Here is a 26471-nt window from a genome sequence, read left to right as displayed (position 1 = left end):
ATTGGTTGCGGGGGCCGGATTTGAACCGACGACCTTCGGGTTATGAGCCCGACGAGCTACCAGGCTGCTCCACCCCGCGTCACCGTACTGCTTTACTTCATCAAATTTTAATTGGTTGCGGGGGCCGGATTTGAACCGACGACCTTCGGGTTATGAGCCCGACGAGCTACCAGGCTGCTCCACCCCGCGTCCGTGGATGCGCACTATACTCCGCTCGCGTTTTCATGCAACCTTTTTTTTACCCGGATCACGGATTTGGCATGATTTTGAACAAAAACAAAACACTACCGCCTATTTTTTGTGCAAAATTTGCGTCAGGGAGAGTCTGCTCATTTCATTAAACGCGACGGTTTGTTATCTTCGTTGTGCCTTATTTTTTTAACCTGAAGAAGAGAACAATGAAAGGACGTTGGGTAAAGTACCTTCTTATGGGCGCTGTTGTGGCGATGCTTGCCGCCTGCTCCTCCAAACCAACCGATCGCGGACAGCAATATAAAGACGGGAAATTTACCCAGCCTTTCTCTCTGGTGAACCAGCCAGATGCCGTTGGCGCGCCAATTAACGCCGGTGATTTTGCCGAGCAAATTAACCATATTCGTAATTCGTCACCGCGTCTTTATGGTAACCAGAGTATTGTTTATAACGCGGTGCAAGAGTGGCTGCGTGCAGGCGGTGATACCCGCAATATGCGCCAGTTCGGTATCGATGCCTGGCAGATGGAAGGCGCGGACAACTATGGCAACGTGCAGTTTACGGGCTATTACACGCCGGTAATTCAGGCGCGTCATACCCGCCAGGGCGAGTTCCAGTATCCTATTTACCGTATGCCACCAAAACGCGGTCGTCTGCCGTCTCGTGCGGAGATCTATGCGGGGGCACTGAGCGATAAATATATCCTCGCTTACAGCAACTCCCTGATGGATAACTTCATTATGGATGTACAGGGTAGCGGGTATATCGACTTTGGCGATGGCAGTCCGCTTAACTTCTTCAGCTATGCCGGAAAGAACGGTCATGCCTATCGCAGTATTGGTAAGGTGTTGATCGATCGTGGCGAAGTGAAAAAAGAAGATATGTCGATGCAGGCGATTCGCCACTGGGGGGAAACGCACAGTGAAGCCGAAGTTCGCGAACTGCTGGAACAGAACCCGTCTTTCGTCTTCTTTAAGCCGCAATCTTTTGCGCCGGTGAAAGGTGCAAGTGCTGTGCCGCTGGTTGGACGTGCTTCTGTTGCCTCCGATCGCTCGCTCATCCCGCCAGGTACTACCTTGCTGGCAGAAGTACCGTTGTTGGATAATAACGGTAAATTTAACGGTCAGTATGAACTGCGTCTGATGGTGGCGCTGGATGTCGGCGGCGCAATCAAAGGCCAACATTTCGATATCTATCAAGGGATCGGGCCGGAAGCCGGACACCGCGCAGGTTGGTACAACCACTATGGGCGTGTCTGGGTGCTGAAAACGGCACCGGGTGCAGGTAACGTCTTTAGCGGCTGATGTGTTATTCTGTACACCGTTTTTACGGATAAGACAGGGTGAGGGATAACCTCACCCTTTTTAATTCTGAGGTGCTATGTCTGTGGTAATTAGTGATGCCTGGCGTCAGCGTTTTGGCGGCACTGCGCGTCTGTATGGTGAGAAAGCCTTGCAACTATTTGCCGATGCACATATCTGTGTGGTCGGCATCGGTGGTGTCGGTTCCTGGGCGGCGGAAGCTATGGCGCGCACAGGGATTGGTGCAATAACGCTTATTGATATGGATGACGTGTGTGTCACCAATACCAATCGGCAAATTCACGCGCTGCGTGATAACGTCGGGCTGGCAAAAGCGGAAGTGATGGCGGAGCGTATTCGCCAGATTAACCCGGAGTGTCGGGTGACAGTGGTGGACGATTTCGTGACGCCGGATAACGTAGCGCAATATATGAATGCCGGTTATTCATACGTTATTGATGCCATTGACAGTGTGCGACCCAAAGCGGCACTAATCGCATATTGCCGTCGCAATAAAATCCCACTGGTAACGACGGGTGGTGCAGGCGGGCAGATTGATCCGACGCAGATTCAGGTTACCGATCTGGCGAAGACCATTCAGGATCCGCTGGCGGCGAAGCTGCGTGAGCGCCTGAAAAGCGATTTCGGCGTGGTGAAAAACAGTAAAGGTAAGCTCGGTGTGGATTGTGTGTTCTCTACCGAAGCACTGGTATACCCGCAGTCAGACGGTACGGTCTGTGCGATGAAAGCCACGGCGGAAGGGCCAAAGCGAATGGATTGCGCATCAGGATTTGGTGCGGCAACGATGGTGACCGCCACCTTTGGTTTTGTTGCGGTTTCTCATGCGCTGAAGAAGATGATGGCGAAAGCAGCGCGCCAGGGATAAACAATTATGTCGGATGCGACGTGAGCGTCTTATCCGACCTGGATCTGTGCTTAAACCTGTTTCGCCGCTGCGATAATCGCCTCGCTTAATGCATTCAGCCCCTGACTGCGTGAGGCGCTAAGCTGCGCACGTAATCCCAGCTCATCAAACAACGCCAGCGGCGACTGCGTTTGTAACTCGGCGGCGGTTTTGCCCTCCACGGCGGTCAACAACACTGCCAGCAGACCGCGCACAATGCGTCCTTCGCTGTCGCCAAAGAAATGCATCTTGCCGTTTTCAGCCACGGTATACCCCAGCCAGACGCGGTTTTCGCATCCGGCAATCTCTTTGGCCTGTGCTTTTAATTCGTCTGGTAAAGCAGGAAGCTGTTTCCCCAGCATGATCAACTGGCGATATTTATCTTCCCACTGCGTCAACGGTGCGAAAGTATCGCGTAACGTCTCTGCGGTAACGGTTGTGCCGAACGGATGTCCGGCGAATTGCGGGTTTGTCATTAATCCACCAATAATTCCAGCGCGCGGTCAACGGCGTTCACCAGCGCATCTACATCACTCTTTGTATTATATGGCGCAAAAGAGGCGCGCAGTGTGCCGGTTACGCCTAATTCTGCCAGTAGCGGCTGAGCGCAATGCTGCCCGGCGCGCAGGGCAATTCCGTACTCTGCCAGCAGCGTTACCATATCGCTGTGATGAACACCCGCGAAATCAAAGGCCAGCAGGCTGGAATCCTGGCAGCGGAATGAACGAAAGCCTGGACGTTTTGCCAGCGCATCTTCTGCAAGCGTCGCCAGGCTACGACTCCAGCTTTCTGCCTGGTTGATATCATAATCTGCCAGCCATTCCAGCGCCGCGCTTAACCCAATGACGCCTGCGACGTTGGGCGTTCCGGCTTCCAGTTTCCATGGGGCAGATTGTGTGGTGAAGCCGTCAAAACTGACTTCGTGAATCATTTTGCCACCGCCGAGCCAGGGCGACATTGCTTCCAGCAGTTCTGGTTTGCCATACAGCACGCCGATACCCGTCGGGCCGTAAAGTTTGTGACCTGAAAAAGCGTAGAAATCGATATCCAGTTGCTGAACATCTGCAGGGAAATGCACCGCGCCCTGAGCACCATCAACCATCACCACCATCCCGGCTGAATGGGCAAAGGTAATCGCTCGCGCCAGATCCGGGCAACCGCCAGTGACGTTCGACATCTGGCCCAACGCCAGAATCCGGCTACGGGGAGTAATCAGTTCCGGTAACAAATCAATATCTGGCAGACGCTGCGCATTAAGCGGCAACTTCACCACTTTGGCTCCGGTTTGTTGGGCGACCATCAGCCAGGGGACGAGGTTGGCGTGGTGCTCTGCCACGCTGACAATAATTTCATCGCCCGGTTGCAGATGCGGACGCGCATAGCATTGCGCCACCATGTTGATGGATTCGGTGGTGCCGCGCGTCCAGACAATAGTTTTGTCATCTGGTGCATTGAGTAATTGCGCTACTTTCTCCCGCGCAGCCTCATAACGCGCGGTCAGACGTTGGGCTTCGGCAAACTGGCTGCGATGGACGTTTCCGGCGCTAAGGCTATAGAACTGTCGGGTAGCCTCAACCACGGCTTCGGGTTTGAGCGCGGTTGCGGCACTGTCGAGATAGACGCCCGCATCCTGTAATGCGGGAAACTGCGCGCGGAACTGCGCGGGATTAAAAACGTTCATGGTACTCCTCGGCTTGATTCACCGATCGTGACGCAAAATTCACTTTGATACAAGGAGAGTGCTAACCATCGGAATTATCTGGATATCCTGGCGAAGCCGCGTCAGTAACATATGCTGAATAGTGTTAGGCGTTAATTTTAGCCTGTTAATCAATACTATTAAGATTTATTAATCGCTTTAAGGAGAAGATGATGAAAAAGACTGCCGCAATTATTTCTGCCTGTATGCTGACTTTTGCCCTGAGCGCCTGTTCCGGTTCGAACTATGTGATGCACACCAATGACGGACGTACTATCGTCTCTGACGGTAAACCACAGACTGATAATGAAACCGGTATGATTTCGTATAAAGACGCTAATGGCAACAAACAGCAGATCAACCGTACCGACGTGAAAGAGATGGTCGAACTGGATCAGTAACTTGCGATCGCAAGGTAAAAAAAAGCACCGCAATTAGGCGGTGCTACATTAATCACTATGGACAGACAGGGTAAATGTACAGGAAGTGAAAAAAGGTAGCTTAGCTACCATGGTCTGAATCGCAGACCAATTGCAAACACAACAACACAACATCACAACCGTAAGCCAAAAGTTCACCAGAACACGCATTCCGATAAAACTTTTCGTTCCGGCTCAGGAAGTGCCGCCACTATAGGTATTTGCTGGTAGAAGCTCAACGGACAATTTATAATGGCTCAGATAAAAAAAACTAATAGGTTACATAGTGTGATCTAATTGTTAAATTCATTTAACATCAAAGTTTAAAAGCCATGTCAAAACGATTACCACCGCTAAATGCCTTACGAGTTTTTGATGCCGCCGCACGCCATTTAAGCTTCACGCGCGCAGCAGAAGAGCTTTTTGTGACCCAGGCCGCAGTAAGTCATCAAATCAAGTCACTTGAGGATTTTTTGGGACTGAAACTGTTCCGTCGCCGTAATCGTTCACTCCTGCTGACCGAGGAAGGGCAAAGCTATTTCCTCGATATTAAAGAGATATTTTCGCAATTAACCGAAGCGACGCGTAAACTCCAGGCTCGTAGCGCCAAGGGGGCGTTGACGGTCAGTTTACTCCCCAGTTTTGCCATCCACTGGCTGGTGCCGCGACTTTCCAGCTTTAATTCAGCTTATCCGGGAATCGACGTTCGAATCCAGGCGGTCGATCGCCAGGAAGATAAACTGGCGGATGATGTTGATGTGGCGATATTTTATGGTCGTGGCAACTGGCCGGGGCTGCGGGTGGAAAAACTTTATGCCGAATATCTGTTGCCGGTGTGTTCTCCGCTACTGCTAACCGGCGAAAAACCCTTGAAGACGCCAGAAGATCTGGCTAAACATACGTTATTACACGATGCGTCCCGGCGTGACTGGCAGACATATACCCGCCAGTTGGGGTTAAACCATATCAACGTTCAACAAGGGCCAATCTTCAGTCACAGCGCCATGGTGCTGCAAGCGGCTATCCACGGGCAGGGAGTCGCATTGGCAAATAATGTGATGGCGCAATCGGAAATCGAGGCCGGACGCCTTGTCTGCCCGTTTAATGATGTTCTGGTCAGTAAAAACGCTTTTTATCTGGTTTGTCATGACAGCCAGGCAGAACTGGGTAAAATAGCCGCCTTTCGTCAATGGATCCTGGCGAAAGCCGCTGCTGAACAAGAAAAATTCCGCTTTCGTTATGAACAATAATTTACGTAGGGTACGACCATGACCAGCCGTTTTATGCTGATTTTCGCCGCCATTAGCGGCTTCATTTTTGTGGCTCTGGGCGCTTTTGGCGCGCATGTATTAAGTAAAACCATGGGAGCCGTTGAGATGGGCTGGATCCAGACCGGCCTCGAATACCAGGCGTTCCATACGCTGGCGATTTTAGGTCTGGCAGTGGCAATGCAGCGTCGCATCAGTATCTGGTTTTACTGGAGTAGCGTTTTCCTCGCGTTAGGTACGGTGCTGTTCAGCGGTAGCCTTTATTGCCTGGCGCTGTCTCATCTGCGTTTATGGGCGTTTGTCACTCCGGTCGGCGGTGTGAGCTTCCTTGCAGGCTGGGCGTTAATGTTAGTCGGTGCTATCCGTTTGAAGCGCAAGGGCGTAAATCATGAATAAGGTTGTATTGTTGTGCCGTCCTGGCTTTGAAAAAGAGTGTGCTGCAGAAATTACCGATAAAGCCGGTCAGCGGGAAATCTTCGGTTTTGCTCGCGTTAAAGACAATGCGGGTTATGTCATTTATGAATGTTATCAACCGGATGATGGCGATAAGTTGATCCGCGAACTGCCGTTCAGTTCATTAATTTTTGCCCGCCAGTGGTTTGTGGTGGGGGAGCTCCTCCAGCATTTGCCACCAGAAGATCGTATTACACCCATTGTTGGTATGTTGCAGGGCGTGGTAGAGAAAGGCGGAGAGTTGCGTGTTGAAGTCGCCGATACCAATGAAAGCAAAGAGCTGCTGAAATTCTGCCGTAAATTCACCGTTCCGCTACGGGCTGCCTTGCGCGAGGCGGGCGTGCTGGCGAACTATGAAACGCCGAAGCGTCCGGTTGTGCATGTATTCTTTATTGCACCAGGCTGCTGCTATACCGGCTACTCCTACAGCAATAATAATTCGCCGTTCTATATGGGGATTCCGCGCCTGAAGTTTCCGGCGGATGCGCCAAGCCGTTCCACGCTCAAACTGGAAGAGGCATTTCATGTGTTTATTCCTGCGGATGAGTGGGATGAACGCCTGGCAAATGGAATGTGGGCGGTAGATTTGGGCGCTTGTCCAGGCGGCTGGACCTACCAACTGGTGAAGCGCAACATGTGGGTATACTCCGTCGATAACGGCCCGATGGCGCAAAGTCTGATGGATACCGGGCAGGTGACGTGGCTGCGGGAAGATGGTTTCAAATTCCGTCCAACACGTAGCAACATCTCATGGATGGTATGCGATATGGTAGAAAAACCGGCGAAAGTTGCAGCACTGATGGCACAGTGGTTGGTTAATGGCTGGTGTCGTGAAACTATCTTCAACCTTAAGCTGCCGATGAAAAAACGCTACGAAGAAGTGTCACACAATCTGGCGTATATTCAGGCACAGCTTGATGAACATGGCATAAATGCTCAGATTCAGGCGCGTCAGTTGTATCACGATCGCGAAGAAGTGACGGTGCATGTCCGTCGTATCTGGGCTGCGGTGGGTGGTCGTCGCGACGAACGGTAAGTGAGTTGGCAGGGGCATTGACTCCGGTCTGGCATCCGATGTTTGTACCAGTGGCAACCCGCGTGAAGCAACGCTTGAGGATAGTGTAAAGCTTTACCATACAGCGTGGTAATTACGCAGATGTGTTGATGCCGGATGCGACGCTAGCCGCGTCTTATCCGGCCTACAAGTGCATTTAATTCAATGAGTTGTTAATCGGTAGTATTCGGCACGCTGTTACCGTACCAACCGCAATTGCTGTAAATTGCCGTCGATATGCAAATCGGTTTGTAAGCGGGCAATATCGCGGCACAGAAACGCCATCTCTTTATGGGTTTCTAGTTTTTGGCGCCACTTTTCGGCAACCGTATCCAGATTCTCATATATCCCTTCCAGACTCTGAAACTCGACCAGCAGCTGCGTGGCGCTTTTTGGTCCGATTCCCGCAACACCCGGTACCTTTGAACTGCTGATCCCCGCCAGCCCCCAGTAATCGGGCAACTGCTGCGGTTGAACGCCAAATTCTTTATCGATAAACGGCGCATCCAGCCAACGTTTCTGGAAGTAATCACGAATACGTAATGTAGGTGAAAGTAACTGACAGTAGCCTTTATCTGTCGAAACAATAGTTGCCTGATGCCCGGCTTGAGTCACTTTGACCGCCAGCGTGGCGGCTAAGTCATCGGCTTCGTTGCCGCTGGCTGACCAGCACGGGACGCCACGTTGTTCAAAGGCGGCGCGTAACGCAGGCATTTCGTTGTGCAACTCTTCGGGCATTGGCGGACGACCGGCTTTGTAATCAGGTAAGCGTTGATGACGCCAGCCGCTACTGCGGTTTTCATCATCAAAAACGGCGACGGCATGGGTTGGCTGGCTGTGCATAATGAGCTGATCGAGCGCGTGCTGGCAGGTTTCGACACAGGGCGAACCCTGAACGGCATGAATGCGACGAATAAGATTCAGTGCATCGACAATAAGCAAATGAACAGCCACGATAACCCCCTTAAAGATCAGGCGATAAGGGTAACATTCGATGCCGGAACAGGCTACGGCTGGATGAGCAAATCGGGAAGAGGCCTCGCAAAACGAGGCCTCTGGAGAGCGATTAATCGCAGGCAACAATCTTCATTGCCAGGCCGCCGCGAGAGGTTTCGCGGTACTTGGCGTTCATATCTTTACCTGTTTCGTACATGGTTTCGATAACTTTGTCGAGGCAGACGCGCGGCTCGCTGGTACGGCGCAGCGCCATACGCGCGGCGTTCACCGCTTTCACTGCCGCAATGGCGTTACGCTCGATGCACGGCACCTGTACTTGTCCGGCGACCGGGTCACACGTCAGGCCGAGGTTATGTTCCATTGCGATTTCTGCCGCGATACATACCTGTGCCGGGCTTGCGCCTAACAGTTCAGCCAGACCAGCCGCCGCCATTGAGCACGCCACGCCAACTTCACCCTGGCAGCCGACTTCGGCACCAGAAATCGAGGCGTTCATCTTATAAAGAGAACCAATGGCGCTTGCCACCAGCAGGTAACGAGCCAGTGAGTTAGCGTTCACTTCACGGATAAACTTGTCGTAGTACGCCAGCACTGCCGGGATAATCCCGCACGCGCCGTTAGTCGGTGCAGTCACCACGCGACCACCCGCAGCGTTCTCTTCGTTCACCGCCAGCGCGAACATGTTGATCCAGTCAACAACCGCCATCGGGTCAGTGGTGTTTTTGTCCTGGCTGACCAGCATCCGGCGCAGCGCCGCCGCACGGCGTGGAACGCGCAGTTTGCCTGGCAGCACGCCTTCGGTGGAAATACCGCGCTCAATACCGCCGCGCATCACGTCCCAGACGTTCGCCAGGTGCTGTTCCAGCTCTTCTTTGCTGTGCAGCGCCAGTTCGTTTTTCATCATCAGGCCAGAGAGTGACAGCCCGGTTTCCTGACAATGCTTTTGCAGATCGGCTGCTGAGCTGTACGGATAAGGAACTTCAACCGGTGCGCTATCCTGCTGACCAAAATGTTCTTCATCAACGATAAAGCCACCGCCGATGGAGTAGTAAGTCTGGCTGTAAACGACTTTATCGCCCGCCAGCGCGGTGATGCGCATACCGTTTTCATGCAGAGAAAGGTTGTCGGCATGGAAGTTCATGCATTCATCAACCGGGAACTCGACTTCGTGCTGACCGTTTGCCAGCATCAGGCGACCGTGAGTATTCACATCCTGAATAAAACCAGGGATGGAATCGATATCCACGGTATCCGGCAGGTTACCCGCCAGGCCCATAATAATGGCGATATCCGTGTGGTGGCCTTTACCGGTCAGAGAGAGCGAGCCGTAGACATCAACCACCACGCGGGTCACGTCTTTTAGCAAGTTACGGGCAATCAGATCGTCGGTAAATTGTTTACCCGCTTTCATTGGTCCAACGGTATGGGAACTGGAAGGGCCAATGCCGATTTTGAAAATATCGAATACGCTAATCATAGGAAATTCATCGGGTTAAAACGGAGGAAGCGCCGCCCGAAAGCGGCGCGAAAGGATTTAGCTGAACAGAGAGTAGAAAATTGCGGAGATAGCAATCAGACCCATCACGACAACGAATACGTTGCTGATGTGACCGCTGTACTTACGCATTGCCGGTACTTTCTGGATTGCGTACATCGGCATCAGGAACAGGATCATCGCGATGATTGGGCCGCCCAGGGTTTCAATCATCCCCAGGATGCTCGGGTTCAGCGTAGCAACAATCCAGGTCGTTACCAGCATGAACAGCGCAGTGATACGGTTCAGCTTGTTGATTTCGATAGACTTACCTTTACCACGCAGAGATTTAATCACCATACCGTTGAAGCCTTCACGCGCACCCAGGTAGTGACCGAGGAAGGATTTGGTGATAGCGATAATCGCGATAATCGGAGCCATCCACGCGATGATCGGCGCGTTAAAGTGGTTAGCCAGGTAAGACAGAATCGAGATGTTCTGCTCTTTTGCTGCAGCCAGGTCTGCCGGAGTCAGGCTCAGTACGCAGCTGAATACGAAGAACATTACGGTCAGCACCATCATGATGTGTGCGAATGCCAGGATCTTCGAGCATTTCTGTTCTGCCATATCACCGTACTCTTCACGCTTCGCAACGGCGAAAGAAGAGATGATCGGAGAGTGGTTGAACGAGAACACCATTACCGGGATTGCCAGCCACAGGGTCATCCACAGACCGTTTCCGGTTGCTGATGCAGTGTCCAGAGACAGCGTTTCCAGAGCTGCGCCATTCCACTGCGGGATCAGGTACAGAGCCAGCAGCATCAGTACGCCAACAAACGGGAATACCAGAATACTCATCGCCTTAACGATCATCTGCTCACCGAAGCGAACGATGGTCATCATACCTACGATCAGGATCAGCGACAGAATCGCACGCGGCGGCGGCGTCATACCCAGCTGGTGAGACATGAAGCTTTCAACCGTGTTGGTGATTGCCACGCTATAAACCAGCAGGATCGGGTAGATAGCGAAGAAGTACAGCAGAGTAATCAGTTTACCTGCGCCAATACCAAAGTGTTCTTCTACTACCTCGGTGATATCTTCGCCTGGGTTTTTACCAGACAGTACGAAGCGAGTCAGGCCACGGTGAGCAAAAAACGTCATCGGGAACGCAAGGATGGCCATGATGATCAGCGGGATCATACCGCCAACACCGGCGTTGATTGGCAGGAACAGTACACCCGCGCCGATTGCCGTGCCGTACAGGCCCAGCATCCACATGGTGTCTGTCTTGCGCCAGGCACTGCGAGAGTCTTTCGACGCAATCGTGCTGGTTTGAGTCGTTTCCATCTATTTCTCCTGGAGGAATGCAAATAATTCAGCTTTTAGCCAGTTCAGCCCGGGAAGGTGCCTGGCCGTAAAAATGAAATCTGTCTATCGGCGATGGCTTAATCATTTTCCGCCGTAATAATTTGAGGGCGGAAAGATACACACAAGTTATGCATCTATCAGTGATCTTGATCTCAAATACAATAATCTACTTAGAAGATAGATAATCCCAACTCTTTACTCTGTAAATCAAAAGTAAAAGAGAATTTAAGGGCAATATTTTCCCACTAAACGATATCTGGTTTCTTCCGGGGCGCGCAATATATGTAGGTTGAACTGAAAAAATCAATACTTTTAGTTAATCATGATAAGAATTTCTTTTTCACAGTAATAAAATGCGGTTTATGAAAGCAGGTAAACGTTTGCGTTGCAATATAAATTGTATGACATATTAATATTGGTGATATTAATTGCCCTCTGATGCGTTGAAACATTCAGATAACAAATGAAATGGATTGGTGAGTGAGTGACCAAAAAAGAGAAAACCCGGCAACAAACGTTACCGGGGGAAGGGCGATTATGTGCAGATTTCGTAGCAAGGGATGTAGGCGGAGCCAGGCAACTTCATACGGTGCTGGGCGACAAAACCCTGGAGCAGGTCGTCCATACGACGCATTATCTCTTTATCGCCGTTGATTTTGTAAGGACCAAACTCTTCAATGGCGCGAATACCGACCTCTTTCACGTTGCCCGCCACAATACCGGAGAACGCACGACGCAGGTCAGCGGCCAAAACTTCTACAGGCTGATCCGGGTACAGTTTCAGGTTAGCCATGTTCTCGTGAGACGGCTCAAACGGCATTTGCAGATCTGGCGCAATGCGCATTGACCAGTTAAAGCTGTAAGCGTCACCGGTGTCGCGGCGATTTTCTTTCACCAGCGGCATCGATTTTTTCATCTGACGAGCGACTTCAGCAGCGTCATCAATAATGATGCGGTAATGGCGGCGGGCGTTTTCTCCCAGCGTATGCACGACAAACTCGTCCAGTACGCGGAAGTAATCGGCGCTCTCTTTCGGACCGGTGAGGATCAGCGGTAAAACCTGATCTTTATTTGCCGGATTCATCAAAATTCCCAGCAAATAGAGCAACTCTTCTGCCGTACCCACACCGCCTGGGAAGATAATGATGCCGTGAGCGATACGCACAAACGCTTCCAGACGTTTTTCGATATCCGGCATGATTATCAATTCGTTGACCAGCGGGTTAGGCGGTTCAGCGGCGATAATTGACGGCTCTGTCATACCAATAAAACGGCTGTCTTTGTAACGCTGCTGAGCGTGACCCACTGCTGCGCCTTTCATCGGTGCTTCCATCGCACCCGGACCGCAACCGGTGCAGATATTTAACTCACGCAGACCCAGCTGATTTCCGACGCGACGGGCATACAAATACTCGTTTTCGTTGATTGAGTGACCGCCCCAGCACACAACCATATTTGGCGCTTCGCCGACATGCAGTGCGCGAGCATTACGCAATATAGAAAAGACCAGATTAGTAATGTGGACAGAGTTGTCGAGATTCAGGTTTGGAAAACGAACGGTGTTATGGATTTGCCCATAGACGAAGAGAATGTCGCGCAGAACAGCGAACAAGTTGGCCTGCAAGGCGCGAATAATGCGCCCATCGACAAAAGCTTCTTCCGGGGGGTTGATCAGTTCTAACTTAACGCCACGTTCACGGCGTAGCACGTTAATGTCAAAATTTTCAAAACGAGACAGCAATTCTTTGCTGTTATCGGTCAAACTACCGGAGTTCAGAACAGCAAGTGAACAGTTGCGAAACAGTTGATAGAGGTCGCTGCTGGCGGTGCGTTTAAGCATATCCACTTCCAGCTGCGACAACATATCCATGGAGCCAAGCGGGCTAATATGTGTAATCAAGAAAAACTCCTTATGGGACGAATATCGTCATTCCCTTTGATTACAATAGCCCTGCCTGATGGCCTTTCACAACTCTATGCGTGAATCCAGTACGCAAAAATGAGAAAAAATTTATTGTCGTACCAGCCGGGTCGTCGATGGGACAAAGTCGCTATTGCTACGCCACGGGTTAATGTCCAGGCCGCCACGACGGGTATAACGCGCATAGACGCTTAATTTCTCTGGCTGGCAGAAGCGCAGCAGGTCATTGAAAATACGCTCTACGCACTGCTCATGGAACTCGTTGTGATGACGGAAAGAAACCAGATAACGCAGCAGTTTTTCCCGATCAATTTTGCGTCCACGGTACTGAATTTGGATCGAACCCCAATCTGGCTGATGGGTGATCAGGCAGTTTGACTTCAGCAGGTGGCTAACCAGCGTCTCTTCCACCACTTTTTCACCGCTGGCGGCATTCTCAAGATAGTCAGTGGTAAATTCATAGTTATCGATAGCGATATCCTGGTCATCAATGCAGGTGCCATTGAAATGACCCAGCGGCTGGCCTTCCAGTTCATCAAGACGATATAACGCCACGCTAACTTTACCCTGGGCGCAGGTGCTTAAGTCTCGTTCCAGCGTCTGACGCACCTCGTCCCAGTGATTAAAACGCGTCTGGTTAAAGCTGTTGAGATAGAGCTTAAAACTCTTCGACTCAATCAGATTTACGCTGGTGTAATCAAGTTCAACATGACCGACAGCGACCTGCGGCAAACCTTTTGCATTCAGCCAGGAGAGTTCATACAGCGTCCAGATATCAGCACCGTGAAAAGGCAGCTTATCCGCTTTCAGACTCAATGGATCGCGATTCAAACTACGCGGAACGCCTTGCAGCAGACTGGCGTCATAGGTATCCCGGTAATCGGTTGATTTCCCGAGAGTCAGGCCCGCAAGTGCCTGATGGTTTGCATAAGAAGACATGTTTCACCGTCATAAACCAGATAAACTAAACGACAAGTGTATCTGGTTTAAGTGAAGAGAGAAATTAGTGGACGATTTGACCGCACAAGCCTTAAGAGATTTTACTGCGCGCTACTGCGATGCGTGGCATGAGCAGCATAAAAGCTGGCCGTTAAGTGAGGAGCTGTATGGTGTGCCTTCACCATGCATTATTTCAACCACCGATGACGCCGTATACTGGCAACCCCAGCCGTTTACCGGTGAACAAAATGTAAACGCGGTTGAACGGGCGTTTGATATCGTGATACAACCCACAATTCATACTTTCTATACAACCCAGTTTGCCGGGGACATGTATGCCCGGTTTGGTGATATCTCACTGACATTACTGCAAACCTGGAGCGAAGACGACTTCCGTCGGGTGCAGGAAAATCTGATTGGTCATCTGGTGACTCAGAAACGGCTAAAACTGCCGCCCACGCTATTTATCGCGACGCTGGAAGAAGAGTTAGAGGTTATCTCGGTGTGTAATCTCTCTGGTGAAGTGTGCAAAGAGACGCTGGGAACGCGTAAACGGACGCATTTAGCCTCAAATCTTGCGGAATTCCTTAACCAACTTAAGCCCCTTCTGTAATCCAAATACCCCGTCCGGTTGTGAGAGATCTCTTACAGACCCTGTAGGAGATCGCCAGGAAATAAGCGAATACTTAAAAAGATAAGAATCGATATTTCCATTTAAAATCAATCTATTACTTGTTAATTCTTAACTTTCATATGAAATTATCCTTAAGGCATTGTCTGTAAGCTCCTTGTAAGACTCAGCGAAAAAGACGATTCTATCTTCGTCGACAGGGAGTCAGACAATAGAAGTGAACATTAGGATGATGACACTTCTGAAGGACACGCCAGGACGGTGTTTCAGGGAAAGGCTTCTGGATGAAGCGAAGAGGATAACGCAGGACGCGTTAAAGGACACCTCCAGGATGGAGAATGAGAACCGGTCAGGATGATTCGGTGGGTCAGGAAGGCCAGGGACACTTCAGGATGAAGTATCACATCGGGGTGGTGTGAGCAGGAAGCGATAGTTCAGGATGAACGATTGGTCGCAAGACCAGAGGAAAAGTTGTCAAGGATGAGCAGGGAGCAACAAAAGTAGCTGGATTGCTGCGAAACGAACCGGGAGCACTGTGAATACAGTGCTCCCTTTTTTTATTCCTGCTATCCTTCGCGGCAGTTTTTTCTTATTGAGGTTGCTTTATGACCACTCATGACCGCGTTCGTCTCCAGTTGCAGGTGCTTGAAGCGTTACTGCGTGAACATCAGCACTGGCGAAACGATGAGCCCCAGCCGCATCAATTCAACAGTACCCAACCGTTCTTTATGGACACCATGGAGCCACTGGAGTGGTTGCAGTGGGTACTTATCCCACGGATGCACGATTTATTAGATAACAACCAGCCATTACCGGGGGCATTTGCCGTGGCGCCGTACTATGAAATGGCGCTGGCGACGAACCACCCGCAACGCACGCTTATTCTGGCGGAACTGGAAAAGCTGGATGCTCTTTTTGCGGATGACGCAAACTGATGCTGGAAATACTCTACCAGGATGAATGGCTGGTTGCGGTAAATAAACCGTCCGGCTGGCTGGTCCACCGTAGCTGGCTGGATCGCGACGAGAAAGTGGTGGTCATGCAAACCGTGCGTGACCAGATTGGTCAGCACGTGTTTACCGCACATCGCCTGGACAGACCAACTTCCGGCGTATTGCTGATGGGACTGTCCAGCGAAGCTGGACGGCTGCTGGCACAACAGTTTGAACAGCATCAAATCCAGAAGCGTTACCATGCGATAGTTCGTGGCTGGCTAATGGAAGAAGCTGTGCTGGATTATCCACTGGTGGAAGAACTGGACAAAATCGCCGATAAATTTGCCCGAGAAGATAAAGGCCCGCAGCCAGCGGTAACGCATTATCGCGGTCTGGCGACGGTGGAAATGCCAGTCGCAACCGGACGTTACCCGACCACGCGCTACGGCCTGGTGGAACTGGAGCCGAAAACCGGACGCAAACACCAGCTCCGCCGCCATCTTGCCCATTTGCGTCATCCAATTATTGGCGACAGCAAACATGGCGATTTACGCCAGAATCGCAGCGGTGCTGAACATTTTGGCCTCCAACGGTTAATGCTACATGCCAGTCAGTTGTCATTGACGCATCCGTTCACTGGCGAACCGCTGACTATTCACGCGGGGCTGGACGACACCTGGATGCAGGCGTTATCACAATTTGGCTGGCGTGGTCTGCTTCCTGAAAATGAAAGGGTTGAGTTCAGTGCGCCATCAGGTCAGGATGGTGAGATAAGTTCCTAATCCAGGGAGAAAACGGTATGGCGGAAATTGGTATTTTTGTGGGCACCATGTACGGAAACTCGCTGTTAGTGGCGGAAGAGGCGGAAGCAATTTTGACCGCGCAGGGTCACAAAGCAACGGTGTTTGAAGATCCAGAATTAAGCGACTGGCTGCCTTATCAGGACAAGTTCGTGCTGGTGGTTACGTCCACGACCGGGCAAGGCGACCTTCCTGACAGCATTGTGCCGCTCTTTCAGGGAATCAAAGATAGTCTCGGTTTTCAGCCGAATCTGCGTTATGGCGTGATTGCGCTCGGCGACAGTAGTTATGTGAATTTCTGCAATGGCGGCAAACAGTTCGATGCGTTGTTGCAGGAACAGAGTGCGCAGCGGATAGGGGAAATGCTGCTGATTGACGCCAGTGAGCACCCGGAACCTGAAACGGAATCAAACCCGTGGGTCGAACAGTGGGGCACGCTGTTGTCCTGACAAATTGCCGTTTTAAGCAAACTGAATCGAATCCTTTCAGGCAAATGCCAGTAAAAACTCGCAAATGTGACGGTTTTTTACTGGCGTTTGCCTGGAGTCAAGCGATCCATTTCATACTCTTCTTTATTTCTCCGTTATAACCCTTCCTTTCTTGTTCTTGTTTTCATTTCCGTGAAGTTGATTCCACCGTCCAGGGCTAATGCCAAAATCGAGCCTCATTGAACGCATTAATGTTGTGTTGTTGCACGGTGAGCCGCTATGGCGCGCTTTTTATACTGCTGATGCCAGATATAAACACGCGCCGCATTCGGCGAACGACCTATAAAAACGGCAAAAAACACCCTACGTCACCTCTGATTTCCTGGCGGTATTGCAGTCCAGAGTGAGCGTGGCTAACGCGAATTTTCAGGAGTGCAACAATGAGTTCTTTAAGTCAGGCTGCGAGCAGTGTGGAAAAACGCACTAATGCTCGTTACTGGATAGTGGTGATGTTGTTTATCGTCACATCCTTCAACTACGGCGACCGCGCTACGCTCTCTATCGCCGGTTCGGAAATGGCCAAAGATATCGGCCTTGATCCAGTGGGAATGGGCTATGTGTTCTCTGCTTTCTCATGGGCTTATGTAATAGGGCAGATCCCTGGCGGCTGGTTGCTGGATCGCTTTGGTTCAAAACGCGTCTACTTCTGGTCGATCTTTATCTGGTCGATGTTTACCTTGCTGCAAGGCTTTGTCGATATCTTTAGTGGATTTGGCATTATCGTTGCCCTGTTTACGCTGCGCTTCCTGGTCGGGCTTGCTGAAGCGCCATCTTTCCCCGGCAACAGTCGCATTGTAGCGGCCTGGTTTCCGGCGCAGGAAAGAGGAACGGCAGTGTCGATTTTTAACTCTGCACAATACTTTGCGACGGTTATCTTCGCGCCGATTATGGGCTGGCTGACTCATGAAGTGGGCTGGTCACACGTTTTCTTCTTTATGGGCGGTCTGGGCATTGTCATCAGCTTTATCTGGTTGAAAGTCATACACGAGCCAAATCAACATCCGGGCGTAAATCAGAAAGAGCTGGACTACATTGCTGCGGGCGGTGCGCTTATCAATATGGATCAGCAAAACACCAAAATTAAAGTGCCGTTCAGCGTGAAGTGGGGGCAAATCAAACAGTTGCTAGGTTCGCGGATGATGATCGGCGTTTATATTGGTCAGTATTGTATCAACGCTATGACTTACTTCTTTATCACCTGGTTTCCGGTTTATCTGGTGCAGGCGCGCGGGATGTCGATTCTGAAAGCGGGGTTTGTTGCGTCTGTTCCGGCGGTTTGCGGTTTTATCGGCGGTGTGCTGGGTGGGATTATTTCCGACTGGCTGATGCGTCGCACGGGGTCGCTGAACATTGCGCGTAAAACGCCGATCGTGATGGGCATGTTGCTGTCGATGGTGATGGTGTTCTGTAACTACGTCAACGTTGAGTGGATGATCATCGGCTTTATGGCGCTGGCCTTCTTCGGTAAGGGCATCGGGGCGCTGGGTTGGGCTGTAATGGCAGATACCGCGCCAAAAGAGATCAGCGGTCTTTCCGGTGGCCTGTTCAACATGTTCGGTAACATTTCTGGCATCGTCACACCTATCGCAATTGGTTATATCGTTGGCACGACGGGCTCCTTTAATGGGGCGCTGATTTACGTTGGGGTTCATGCCTTAATCGCGGTACTGAGTTATCTGGTGCTGGTGGGTGATATCAAGCGTATTGAGCTGAAACCTGTCGCGGGTAAATAAGATGATAACCCCGATTTCAAATATCCCGGCTCCTGAATTTCTGACCGTAAACGTCCCGTTTTCGGCCGTCATTGATTCTGAATAAGGACATAAACATGAGTTCTCAATTTACGACGCCCGTTGTTACTGAAATGCAGGTAATTCCGGTTGCGGGTCACGACAGTATGCTGATGAACCTGAGTGGCGCACACGCGCCGTTCTTCACGCGTAATATTGTGGTCATCAAAGATAACTCCGGTCACACCGGCGTAGGGGAAATTCCCGGCGGTGAGAAAATCCGTAAAACGCTGGAAGATGCGATTCCGCTGGTGGTGGGTAAAACCCTCGGCGAGTACAAAAACGTTCTGACGCTGGTGCGTAACACGTTTGCCGATCGCGATGCTGGCGGGCGGGGCTTACAGACATTTGATTTGCGTACCACGATTCATGTGGTGACTGGAATTGAAGCGGCAATGCTGGATCTGCTGGGGCAGCATCTGGGGGTTAACGTGGCGTCGCTGCTGGGCGATGGTCAACAGCGTAGCGAAGTCGAAATGCTGGGCTATCTGTTCTTTGTGGGTAATCGCAACGCTACACCGCTGCCGTATCAAAGCCAGCCGGATGACTCATGCGACTGGTATCGCCTGCGTCACGAAGAAGCGATGACGCCGGATGCGGTAGTGCGCCTGGCGGAGGCAGCATATGAAAAATATGGCTTTAATGATTTCAAACTGAAGGGCGGTGTACTGGCCGGGGAAGAAGAAGCCGAATCTATCGTGGCACTGGCGAAACGCTTCCCGCAGGCGCGCATTACCCTCGATCCTAACGGTGCCTGGTCGCTGAACGAAGCGATTAAAATTGGTAAATATCTGAAAGGTTCGCTGGCTTATGCAGAAGATCCGTGCGGTGCGGAGCAAGGTTTCTCCGGGCGTGAAGTAATGGCGGAGTTCCGTCGCGCAACTGGCCTGCCAACCGCAACCAACATGATCGCCACCGACTGGCGGCAGATGGGCCATACGCTCTCCCTGCAATCAGTCGATATCCCGCTGGCAGACCCGCATTTCTGGACGATGCAAGGTTCAGTGCGAGTGGCGCAGATATGCCATGAATTTGGCCTGACCTGGGGTTCACACTCCAACAACCACTTCGATATTTCCCTGGCGATGTTTACCCATGTTGCAGCCGCTGCACCGGGTAAAATCACCGCTATTGATACGCACTGGATCTGGCAGGAAGGTAATCAGCGCCTGACCAAAGAACCGTTTGAGATCAAAGGTGGTTTGGTTCAAGTGCCGGAAAAACCGGGGTTGGGTGTAGAAATCGATATGGATCAGGTGATGAAAGCGCACGAGTTGTATCAGAAACATGGGCTTGGCGCGCGTGACGATGCGATGGGAATGCAGTACCTGATCCCAGGCTGGACGTTCGATAACAAGCGTCCTTGCATGGTGCGTTAAGACAGATAACAAAAACCGGCTCTGTCTGGAGCCGGTTTTTACTCGATAAAATATTAATTATCCGAGAATTTTGCTGGCTTCGCGCGCCACATTATCCATCTCGTCTAACAGTTCCAGTAGCTCCGGCTCCAGATCTTCTTCTTTAGTACCGCTGCGTAGCTGTTGTTCGATGAGCTGGCAGAGATTCTTCATACGTGGTACGCCACTATAGCCACAACTGCCATGTAGTTTATGAATCAAATCAACCAGACCTTCCGGGTTTTCTCCAACCAGTTGTTCCTCAACTTTGTTGCGAACTTCTGGCAGGAAATCGAGCAACATTTGCAGCATATCGCGCGCCAGATCGGTTTTTCCTGCGGCCTGTCGCAGTGCCAGTTGCCAGTCGAGAGTCGCATTCTGGTTCACCACAATTTCGTTCACTTCTGGCGTTACGACGCGAGAGGAAATACCGCTGCCAGGCTTGTAGCGCAACAGCAAATTATGCAATCGCTCTTCCTCAATCGGTTTCGCCAGATAATCGCTCATTCCCGCGCCAAGCAGTTTCTCTTTTTGCCCTGCCATCGCATGTGCCGTTACCGCGATAACCGGCGTTTGCTGCTGATGTGGGAGCTGGTGGATGAGTTCGCACGCCCGAATGCCGTCCATGTCCGGCATTTGAATATCCATTAAGATCAAATCGAACGGCATCTGTTTCGCGCGTTCAACCGCCTGATGCCCGCTATCGCAAAGCTCCACATGTTGCACCATATCTTCCAGCAACGCGCCGATAAGTTTCAGGTTCGCGGGGTTATCATCAACCGCCATGACTGTCATTGCCAGCTTACTTTCATCGGTAACAGGCAAAAGTGTGTTTTGTTTTTGATGACAAAATTCCGTCAGGGCAGGCAACAGGCGCGTAGGTGTTAAGGGTTTCAGCAGACACGCGCCGATACCATCTTGCTTGAGTTTTTCGGCATTGACCTGTGCATGGCAAGGAAGCGCCAGCATCAGGAAATCGGTCATCGACACCGCTTGCGCCAACCGCTCATGTTGCATCGTCAGCGGCTCGCGGAAGGTCACCGCAATCCCTAACAACATCATGTCGTAATGCGCGGGAGGCAGCGCGGAGAAGGTTGGGCTATAAACCACTTCCAGCGGTGTTTCACTTAAAATATCCAGCGTACATTGCGCTGCTGCGGAGTTCGGTTCGACATAGGCCAGACGCTTACCGGCGAGGCACTGGGTGGATGGCCCTTCGATGATAATATTCGGGTTCAGATCGAGATTAATGTGGAACCAGAAGGTAGAACCGCGATTCGGCTGGCTATGGAACGAAATATCGCCGCCCATTTCATTAACCAGTTTCTGTGTGATCACCAGCCCCAACCCGGTGCCACCATGACGGCGGGAAATACTGGCATCAGCCTGTCTGAAGGCCTGGAATAAGCGCGATTGATCGCGTTCAGGAATACCAATGCCGGTATCTCGAATCTGCACTTCAATCTGCACTTTGGTATTACTCAGCGCACGTTTTTCTACCAGAATATCAATGTTGCCATTCTCGGTGAATTTAATCGCATTACCCACCAGGTTAGTGATGATTTGCTGTAAACGCAGTGGGTCGCCAATTACGTTATCGGGCACGTCGCTCTTAATATTGAGCGTTAATTCCAGCCCTTTATCGTGAGAAGAATGTGCCAGCAGGGTAACGACTTCATCCAGCGTGCTACGCAATGGGAACGGAATACTTTCCAGAATCAGCTTGCCCGCTTCCAGTTTCGAGAAGTCGAGAACATCATTAATAATTGCCAGCAAATTATTTGCCGAACGTTCAATGGTATTCAGGTGATCGCGCTGCGTTGGTGTTAATTCTGTTTTCAGCGTCAGGCGGGTAAAGCCAATAACACCATTCAGTGGTGTACGCAGCTCATGTGACATATTTGCCAGAAACTCGGATTTAATACGTGCCGCTTCCTGGGCGCGCTTTTTCGCCAGATCCAACTCAACGTTCTGAATTTCCATCTGCTCCAGCGTTTCCCGCAGATCGGAGGTCGCCTGGTCGATATTGTGCTGCATCTCTTCGTGATAAGCTGCCAGCGACATTGCCATCGAGTTGATACCGTTTTTCAGCATATCCAGCTCGCCGAGCATAAATCCTTCCACCCGGCTGTCGAGTTGCCCACGACGGATGCGGTCGACGGTATTAACCATGTTACGAATCGGGCCGGTTACATCGCGCATTAAGCGCCAGCCAAAAATAAGCGCAATACCGATACAAAACAGCATCATCACGCTGGAAATAAAGATCTCTTTATATTGCTGCAAGCGAACCGATTTAAGATCCAGCTCAAGCGCAATATATCCCAGCATATTCTGGCTATTTTTGGCATCGCTACTGGGCGATTCGTCGGGGGAATAACTCTCGGAAATAATCGGTGTGCGCAGGATCATAATATCGCCGTCACGTGTGACAGTGAGCTGGCGAGGAAACGGCACGTTGCTGCCGAGCTGCATTGATGAAGGATCAAGATGAAAATTGGAGGTGACAAAAAGTCGGTTATTTTCATCATAAACCGAAATCGCGCGAACAATATCGGAATGGCGACGATGCAGTACGCTTATTAACTGACCGATAGATTCGCGATTTTGCAGGCTCATGCCATATTCAGTAGAAACGGCAAGTGGCTCAATAATACTGGCACCGGCATCTTCCAGTTGACGCTGCAAGTCGTTATAGCGGTGTACGACGAAAAAGATACTCAGCAATAAACCAATAAGGACGGTCGGTGCCAGGATCAGAATCATCATGCGTGCGCGCAGGCTGTAGTTGGTCATGGAGTTCCGTTATGGGACAATTAAGGTCACACTGTTAAATTGAGAAAGTCTCGCCAATGGCGCAATTCTACTCTGCAAAACGACGCACGACGACGCGTCAGATCATAACCGTTTCAGTCAACGACCTCGACTCTTTTGGTCAGGGCGTGGCGCGACATAACGGCAAAACGTTATTTATCCCCGGGTTATTGCCGCAGGAAAACGCGGAAGTGACTGTTAATGAAGATAAAAAACAGTATGCCCGCGCTAAAGTCGTACGGCGGTTAAGCGACAGCCCGGAACGCGAAACGCCACGCTGCCCTCATTTTGGCGTATGCGGTGGCTGTCAGCAACAACACGCCAGCGTGGATTTACAGCAGCGCAGCAAAAGTGCGGCGCTCGCCCGGTTAATGAAACACGACGTCTCTGAAGTGATCGCCGACGTCCCTTGGGGCTATCGGCGCCGTGCGCGTTTAAGTCTGAACTTTCAGCCGAAAACACAACAACTCCAGATGGGATTTCGCAAAGCGGGTTCCAGTGACATTGTTGATGTTAAACAATGCCCTGTTTTAGTGCCCCAACTTGAAGCATTGCTGCCCAAAGTCAGAGCATGTCTGACGAGCTTACAGGGAATGCGCCACCTTGGGCATGTTGAACTGGTGCAGGCAACCAGCGGCACGCTGATGATTTTGCGCCATACCGCACCGCTAAGTTCGGCAGATCGCGAAAAACTGGAATGCTTTTCGCATTCTGAAGGCCTGGATCTGTATCTCGCCCCCGATAGTGAGATACTCGAAACGGTCTCTGGTGAGATGCCCTGGTATGACTCAAACGGGTTGCGCTTAACTTTTAGCCCGCGTGATTTTATTCAGGTCAACGCGGGCGTGAACCAGAAAATGGTGGCGCGCGCGCTGGAGTGGCTGGATGTGCAACCTGACGAGCGCGTGCTGGATCTGTTCTGCGGCATGGGCAATTTTACGCTGCCGTTAGCCACTCGTGCGGCAAACGTAGTGGGTGTAGAAGGTGTTCCGGCACTGGTGGAAAAAGGCCAGCAGAATGCGCGTCTTAATGGCTTACAAAATGTGACGTTTTATCACGAAAATCTTGAAGAAGATGTCACAAAGCAGCCGTGGGCGAAAAGCGGCTTCGATAAAGTGTTGCTGGACCCGGCGCGAGCAGGTGCCGCAGGTGTTATGCAACAAATTATAAAACTGGAACCCATTCGTATAGTTTATGTATCCTGTAACCCTGCAACGCTGGCTCGGGATAGCGAAGCGTTATTAAAAGCAGGATATACCATTGCGCGACTGGCGATGCTGGATATGTTCCCACACACGGGGCATCTGGAATCGATGGTACTTTTCTCGCGCGTAAAATAGTTACGATTTGCTGATTTCGGCAGGTCTGGTCCCTAAAGGAGAGGACGATGGTTGCGGTAAGAAGTGCACATATCAATAAGGCTGGTGAATTTGATCCGCAAAAATGGATCGCAAGTCTGGGTATTACCAGCCAGAAGTCGTGTGAGTGCTTAGCCGAAACCTGGGCGTATTGTCTGCAGCAGACGCAGGGGCATCCGGATGCCAGTCTGCTATTGTGGCGTGGTGTTGAGATGGTGGAGATCCTCTCGACATTAAGTATGGACATTGACACGCTGCGGGCGGCGCTGCTGTTCCCTCTGGCGGATGCCAACGTAGTCAGCGAAGATGTGCTGCGTGAGAGCGTCGGTAAGTCAGTCGTCAACCTTATTCACGGCGTGCGAGATATGGCGGCGATCCGTCAGCTGAAAGCGACGCACACCGATTCTGTTTCCTCTGAACAGGTCGATAACGTTCGCCGGATGTTATTGGCGATGGTCGATGATTTTCGCTGTGTGGTCATCAAACTGGCTGAGCGTATTGCTCATCTGCGCGAAGTGAAAGACGCGCCGGAAGATGAACGCGTACTGGCAGCAAAAGAGTGCACCAATATCTATGCGCCGCTGGCGAACCGTCTCGGGATCGGGCAACTGAAATGGGAACTGGAAGATTACTGCTTCCGTTATCTCCACCCGACCGAATACAAACGCATTGCAAAACTGCTGCATGAGCGCCGTCTCGACCGCGAACACTACATTGAAGAGTTTGTCGGTCATCTGCGTGCAGAGATGAAAGCTGAAGGCGTTAAAGCTGAAGTGTATGGCCGCCCGAAACACATCTACAGCATCTGGCGCAAAATGCAGAAAAAGAACCTTGCCTTTGACGAGCTGTTTGATGTCCGTGCAGTACGTATCGTCGCCGAGCGTTTACAGGACTGCTACGCCGCACTGGGGATAGTGCACACTCACTATCGCCACCTGCCGGATGAGTTCGACGATTACGTCGCTAACCCGAAACCAAACGGCTACCAGTCTATTCATACCGTGGTGCTTGGGCCGGGCGGCAAAACCGTTGAGATCCAAATCCGCACCAAACAGATGCATGAAGATGCAGAGTTGGGCGTTGCTGCGCACTGGAAATATAAAGAGGGCGCGGCTGCTGGCGGCGCGCGTTCGGGACATGAAGACCGGATTGCCTGGCTGCGTAAACTGATTGCGTGGCAGGAAGAGATGGCCGATTCCGGCGAAATGCTCGATGAAGTACGCAGCCAGGTCTTTGACGACCGGGTGTACGTCTTTACGCCGAAAGGTGATGTGGTTGATTTACCTGCGGGCTCAACGCCGCTGGACTTCGCGTACCACATCCACAGTGATGTCGGGCACCGCTGCATCGGGGCAAAAATTGGCGGGCGTATCGTGCCGTTCACTTACCAGTTGCAGATGGGCGACCAGATCGAAATTATCACCCAGAAACAGCCGAACCCCAGCCGTGACTGGTTAAACCCAAACCTCGGCTACGTCACAACCAGCCGTGGGCGTTCGAAAATTCACGCCTGGTTCCGTAAACAGGATCGTGACAAAAACATTCTGGCAGGACGGCAAATCCTTGACGACGAGCTGGAACATCTGGGGATCAGTCTGAAAGAAGCAGAAAAACATCTGCTGCCGCGTTACAACTTCAATGATGTCGACGAGTTGCTGGCGGCGATTGGTGGCGGGGATATCCGTCTCAATCAGATGGTCAACTTCCTGCAATCGCAATTTAATAAGCCGAGTGCCGAAGAGCAGGACGCCGCCGCGCTGAAGCAGCTTCAGCAAAAAAGCTACACACCGCAAAACCGCAGTAAAGATAACGGTCGCGTGGTTGTCGAAGGTGTTGGCAACCTGATGCACCATATCGCGCGCTGCTGCCAGCCGATTCCTGGTGATGAGATTGTCGGCTTCATTACCCAGGGACGTGGTATTTCAGTACACCGCGCCGATTGTGAACAACTGGCGGAACTGCGCTCCCATGCGCCGGAACGCATTGTTGACGCTGTATGGGGCGAGAGCTACTCCGCCGGGTATTCGCTGGTGGTTCGTGTGCTGGCGAATGATCGTAGCGGGTTGTTACGTGATATCACGACCATTCTCGCCAACGAGAAGGTGAACGTGCTTGGCGTTGCCAGCCGTAGCGATACCAAACAGCAACTGGCGACCATCGACATGACCATTGAAATTTACAACTTGCAGGTGCTGGGGCGCGTGCTGGGTAAACTCAATCAGGTGCCGGATGTTATCGATGCGCGTCGGTTGCACGGGAATTAATCTTACATAGCTGGATATGGCGTCAGCCGTATCCAGCGATAT

General features: G+C 51.4%; 22 protein-coding genes, 2 tRNA genes and 1 pseudogene. 15 read left to right on the top strand and 10 right to left on the bottom strand.

What is annotated here, in order from left to right; translation table 11 throughout:
• Nucleotides 1-2: 2 nt before the first annotated feature.
• Both WC5_RS19550 and WC5_RS19555 read right to left on the bottom strand, forming a co-directional pair.
• Nucleotides 3-79, bottom strand: a tRNA-Met gene (locus tag WC5_RS19550).
• Nucleotides 80-112: 33 nt separating this feature from the next.
• Nucleotides 113-189: transfer RNA gene (locus tag WC5_RS19555), tRNA-Met, on the bottom strand.
• A 209-nt stretch (nt 190-398) separates the two neighbouring features.
• Between WC5_RS19555 and mltA the strand changes: the two genes are divergently transcribed.
• Both mltA and tcdA read left to right on the top strand, forming a co-directional pair.
• Nucleotides 399-1496, top strand: a complete 1098-nt coding sequence (gene mltA / locus WC5_RS19560; RefSeq protein ID WP_000678630.1) for a murein transglycosylase A — start codon at nt 399-401, stop codon at nt 1494-1496.
• Between the two features lie 76 nt (nt 1497-1572).
• Nucleotides 1573-2379 carry a tRNA cyclic N6-threonylcarbamoyladenosine(37) synthase TcdA gene (gene tcdA, locus WC5_RS19565; protein WP_000117738.1) on the top strand — a complete coding sequence of 269 codons (807 nt, stop codon included), beginning with the start codon at nt 1573-1575 and terminating at the stop codon, nt 2377-2379.
• A 50-nt stretch (nt 2380-2429) separates the two neighbouring features.
• Here tcdA and csdE read toward each other — a convergent pair whose 3' ends face one another.
• Nucleotides 2430-2873 (bottom strand): cysteine desulfurase sulfur acceptor subunit CsdE, encoded by a 444-nt coding sequence (gene csdE, locus WC5_RS19570; protein WP_000184242.1) that lies wholly within the window; start codon nt 2871-2873, stop codon nt 2430-2432.
• Complete coding sequence (gene csdA / locus WC5_RS19575; RefSeq protein WP_001100452.1) at nt 2873-4078, bottom strand: cysteine desulfurase CsdA; 1206 nt, start codon at nt 4076-4078, stop codon at nt 2873-2875. The genes csdE and csdA overlap by 1 nt, the downstream gene beginning before the upstream one ends.
• Nucleotides 4079-4269: 191 nt before the next feature.
• Here csdA and WC5_RS19580 point away from each other — a divergent pair, with 191 nt between their 5' ends.
• The 5 genes and pseudogenes from WC5_RS19580 to WC5_RS25785 all read left to right on the top strand — a co-directional run.
• Complete coding sequence (locus WC5_RS19580; protein ID WP_000750399.1) at nt 4270-4497, top strand: YgdI/YgdR family lipoprotein; 228 nt, start codon at nt 4270-4272, stop codon at nt 4495-4497.
• A gap of 350 nt (nt 4498-4847) precedes the next feature.
• Nucleotides 4848-5765 (top strand): glycine cleavage system transcriptional regulator GcvA, encoded by a 918-nt coding sequence (gene gcvA, locus WC5_RS19585; protein WP_000044401.1) that lies wholly within the window; start codon nt 4848-4850, stop codon nt 5763-5765.
• Nucleotides 5766-5783: 18 nt separating this feature from the next.
• On the top strand, nt 5784-6179 hold the full coding sequence (locus tag WC5_RS19590) for a DUF423 domain-containing protein (protein WP_000203904.1): 396 nt from the start codon (nt 5784-5786) through the stop codon (nt 6177-6179).
• On the top strand, nt 6172-7272 hold the full coding sequence (gene rlmM / locus WC5_RS19595; RefSeq protein ID WP_001045503.1) for a 23S rRNA (cytidine(2498)-2'-O)-methyltransferase RlmM: 1101 nt from the start codon (nt 6172-6174) through the stop codon (nt 7270-7272). Before WC5_RS19590 ends, rlmM begins: the two co-directional genes overlap by 8 nt.
• Before the next feature lie 37 nt (nt 7273-7309).
• Nucleotides 7310-7384 (top strand): annotated as a pseudogene (locus tag WC5_RS25785) (hypothetical protein); the annotation flags it as partial.
• A 104-nt stretch (nt 7385-7488) separates the two neighbouring features.
• On the opposite strand, the gene xni reads toward WC5_RS25785, so the two are convergent.
• From xni to queF, 5 genes are all read right to left on the bottom strand, one after another.
• Entirely contained in the window at nt 7489-8244 is a 756-nt protein-coding gene (gene xni, locus WC5_RS19600) for a flap endonuclease Xni (protein ID WP_010350163.1), read from the bottom strand.
• A 112-nt stretch (nt 8245-8356) separates the two neighbouring features.
• Nucleotides 8357-9724 carry an L-serine ammonia-lyase II gene (sdaB, locus tag WC5_RS19605; protein ID WP_000626394.1) on the bottom strand — a complete coding sequence of 456 codons (1368 nt, stop codon included), beginning with the start codon at nt 9722-9724 and terminating at the stop codon, nt 8357-8359.
• Between the two features lie 57 nt (nt 9725-9781).
• Nucleotides 9782-11071 carry an HAAAP family serine/threonine permease SdaC gene (gene sdaC, locus WC5_RS19610; protein WP_000450473.1) on the bottom strand — a complete coding sequence of 430 codons (1290 nt, stop codon included), beginning with the start codon at nt 11069-11071 and terminating at the stop codon, nt 9782-9784.
• Between the two features lie 556 nt (nt 11072-11627).
• Nucleotides 11628-12992, bottom strand: a complete 1365-nt coding sequence (ppnN, locus tag WC5_RS19615; RefSeq protein WP_000627995.1) for a nucleotide 5'-monophosphate nucleosidase PpnN — start codon at nt 12990-12992, stop codon at nt 11628-11630.
• 111 nt (nt 12993-13103) lie between these two features.
• Nucleotides 13104-13952 carry an NADPH-dependent 7-cyano-7-deazaguanine reductase QueF gene (gene queF, locus WC5_RS19620; RefSeq protein WP_016231406.1) on the bottom strand — a complete coding sequence of 283 codons (849 nt, stop codon included), beginning with the start codon at nt 13950-13952 and terminating at the stop codon, nt 13104-13106.
• A 67-nt stretch (nt 13953-14019) separates the two neighbouring features.
• Here queF and syd point away from each other — a divergent pair, with 67 nt between their 5' ends.
• The 6 genes from syd to gudD all read left to right on the top strand — a co-directional run bounded on the left by syd (nt 14020) and on the right by gudD (nt 19975).
• Nucleotides 14020-14565 carry a SecY-interacting protein gene (gene syd / locus WC5_RS19625; protein ID WP_000342444.1) on the top strand — a complete coding sequence of 182 codons (546 nt, stop codon included), beginning with the start codon at nt 14020-14022 and terminating at the stop codon, nt 14563-14565.
• A 623-nt stretch (nt 14566-15188) separates the two neighbouring features.
• Nucleotides 15189-15518, top strand: a complete 330-nt coding sequence (locus tag WC5_RS19630; RefSeq protein WP_000207007.1) for a YqcC family protein — start codon at nt 15189-15191, stop codon at nt 15516-15518.
• Nucleotides 15518-16300 (top strand): tRNA pseudouridine(65) synthase TruC, encoded by a 783-nt coding sequence (gene truC, locus WC5_RS19635; protein WP_000890001.1) that lies wholly within the window; start codon nt 15518-15520, stop codon nt 16298-16300. Before WC5_RS19630 ends, truC begins: the two co-directional genes overlap by 1 nt.
• Nucleotides 16301-16317: 17 nt before the next feature.
• A complete protein-coding gene (locus WC5_RS19640) occupies nt 16318-16767 on the top strand; it encodes a flavodoxin (protein WP_000807745.1) in 450 nt (149 codons plus the stop codon).
• A 419-nt stretch (nt 16768-17186) separates the two neighbouring features.
• The gene (gene gudP, locus WC5_RS19645) at nt 17187-18539 is read left to right on the top strand and encodes a galactarate/glucarate/glycerate transporter GudP (protein ID WP_000097075.1); all 1353 of its coding nucleotides are present in this window, start codon (nt 17187-17189) and stop codon (nt 18537-18539) included.
• Between the two features lie 95 nt (nt 18540-18634).
• A complete protein-coding gene (gudD, locus tag WC5_RS19650) occupies nt 18635-19975 on the top strand; it encodes a glucarate dehydratase (protein ID WP_000098273.1) in 1341 nt (446 codons plus the stop codon).
• Between the two features lie 57 nt (nt 19976-20032).
• Here the strand turns inward: gudD and barA are convergent, their stop codons facing one another.
• The gene (gene barA / locus WC5_RS19655; RefSeq protein WP_000186460.1) at nt 20033-22789 is read right to left on the bottom strand and encodes a two-component sensor histidine kinase BarA; all 2757 of its coding nucleotides are present in this window, start codon (nt 22787-22789) and stop codon (nt 20033-20035) included.
• Nucleotides 22790-22845: 56 nt separating this feature from the next.
• Between barA and rlmD the strand changes: the two genes are divergently transcribed.
• Both rlmD and relA read left to right on the top strand, forming a co-directional pair.
• Nucleotides 22846-24147 (top strand): 23S rRNA (uracil(1939)-C(5))-methyltransferase RlmD, encoded by a 1302-nt coding sequence (rlmD, locus tag WC5_RS19660; protein ID WP_000046805.1) that lies wholly within the window; start codon nt 22846-22848, stop codon nt 24145-24147.
• Nucleotides 24148-24194: 47 nt separating this feature from the next.
• The gene (gene relA, locus WC5_RS19665; RefSeq protein WP_000226848.1) at nt 24195-26429 is read left to right on the top strand and encodes a GTP diphosphokinase; all 2235 of its coding nucleotides are present in this window, start codon (nt 24195-24197) and stop codon (nt 26427-26429) included.
• Nucleotides 26430-26471: the final 42 nt, after the last annotated feature.

Origin of the sequence: Escherichia sp. KTE114 (assembly GCF_000407765.1) — a bacterium.
GTDB lineage: Bacteria > Pseudomonadota > Gammaproteobacteria > Enterobacterales > Enterobacteriaceae > Escherichia > Escherichia ruysiae.
This window is presented reverse-complemented; position numbering and strand designations above follow the sequence as displayed.

Coding starts and splice junctions, on each gene's coding strand:
- rlmM (WP_001045503.1), top strand. CDS start 6,172: ATGAATAAGGTTGTATTGTTGTGCCGTCCTGGCTTTGAAAAAGAGTGT.
- WC5_RS19590 (WP_000203904.1), top strand. CDS start 5,784: ATGACCAGCCGTTTTATGCTGATTTTCGCCGCCATTAGCGGCTTCATT.
- barA (WP_000186460.1), bottom strand. CDS start 22,789: ATGACCAACTACAGCCTGCGCGCACGCATGATGATTCTGATCCTGGCA.
- WC5_RS19630 (WP_000207007.1), top strand. CDS start 15,189: ATGACCACTCATGACCGCGTTCGTCTCCAGTTGCAGGTGCTTGAAGCG.
- gudP (WP_000097075.1), top strand. CDS start 17,187: ATGAGTTCTTTAAGTCAGGCTGCGAGCAGTGTGGAAAAACGCACTAAT.
- sdaC (WP_000450473.1), bottom strand. CDS start 11,071: ATGGAAACGACTCAAACCAGCACGATTGCGTCGAAAGACTCTCGCAGT.
- csdE (WP_000184242.1), bottom strand. CDS start 2,873: ATGACAAACCCGCAATTCGCCGGACATCCGTTCGGCACAACCGTTACC.
- queF (WP_016231406.1), bottom strand. CDS start 13,952: ATGTCTTCTTATGCAAACCATCAGGCACTTGCGGGCCTGACTCTCGGG.
- rlmD (WP_000046805.1), top strand. CDS start 22,846: ATGGCGCAATTCTACTCTGCAAAACGACGCACGACGACGCGTCAGATC.
- WC5_RS19640 (WP_000807745.1), top strand. CDS start 16,318: ATGGCGGAAATTGGTATTTTTGTGGGCACCATGTACGGAAACTCGCTG.
- gcvA (WP_000044401.1), top strand. CDS start 4,848: ATGTCAAAACGATTACCACCGCTAAATGCCTTACGAGTTTTTGATGCC.
- relA (WP_000226848.1), top strand. CDS start 24,195: ATGGTTGCGGTAAGAAGTGCACATATCAATAAGGCTGGTGAATTTGAT.
- gudD (WP_000098273.1), top strand. CDS start 18,635: ATGAGTTCTCAATTTACGACGCCCGTTGTTACTGAAATGCAGGTAATT.
- csdA (WP_001100452.1), bottom strand. CDS start 4,078: ATGAACGTTTTTAATCCCGCGCAGTTCCGCGCGCAGTTTCCCGCATTA.
- WC5_RS19580 (WP_000750399.1), top strand. CDS start 4,270: ATGAAAAAGACTGCCGCAATTATTTCTGCCTGTATGCTGACTTTTGCC.
- sdaB (WP_000626394.1), bottom strand. CDS start 9,724: ATGATTAGCGTATTCGATATTTTCAAAATCGGCATTGGCCCTTCCAGT.
- tcdA (WP_000117738.1), top strand. CDS start 1,573: ATGTCTGTGGTAATTAGTGATGCCTGGCGTCAGCGTTTTGGCGGCACT.
- mltA (WP_000678630.1), top strand. CDS start 399: ATGAAAGGACGTTGGGTAAAGTACCTTCTTATGGGCGCTGTTGTGGCG.
- truC (WP_000890001.1), top strand. CDS start 15,518: ATGCTGGAAATACTCTACCAGGATGAATGGCTGGTTGCGGTAAATAAA.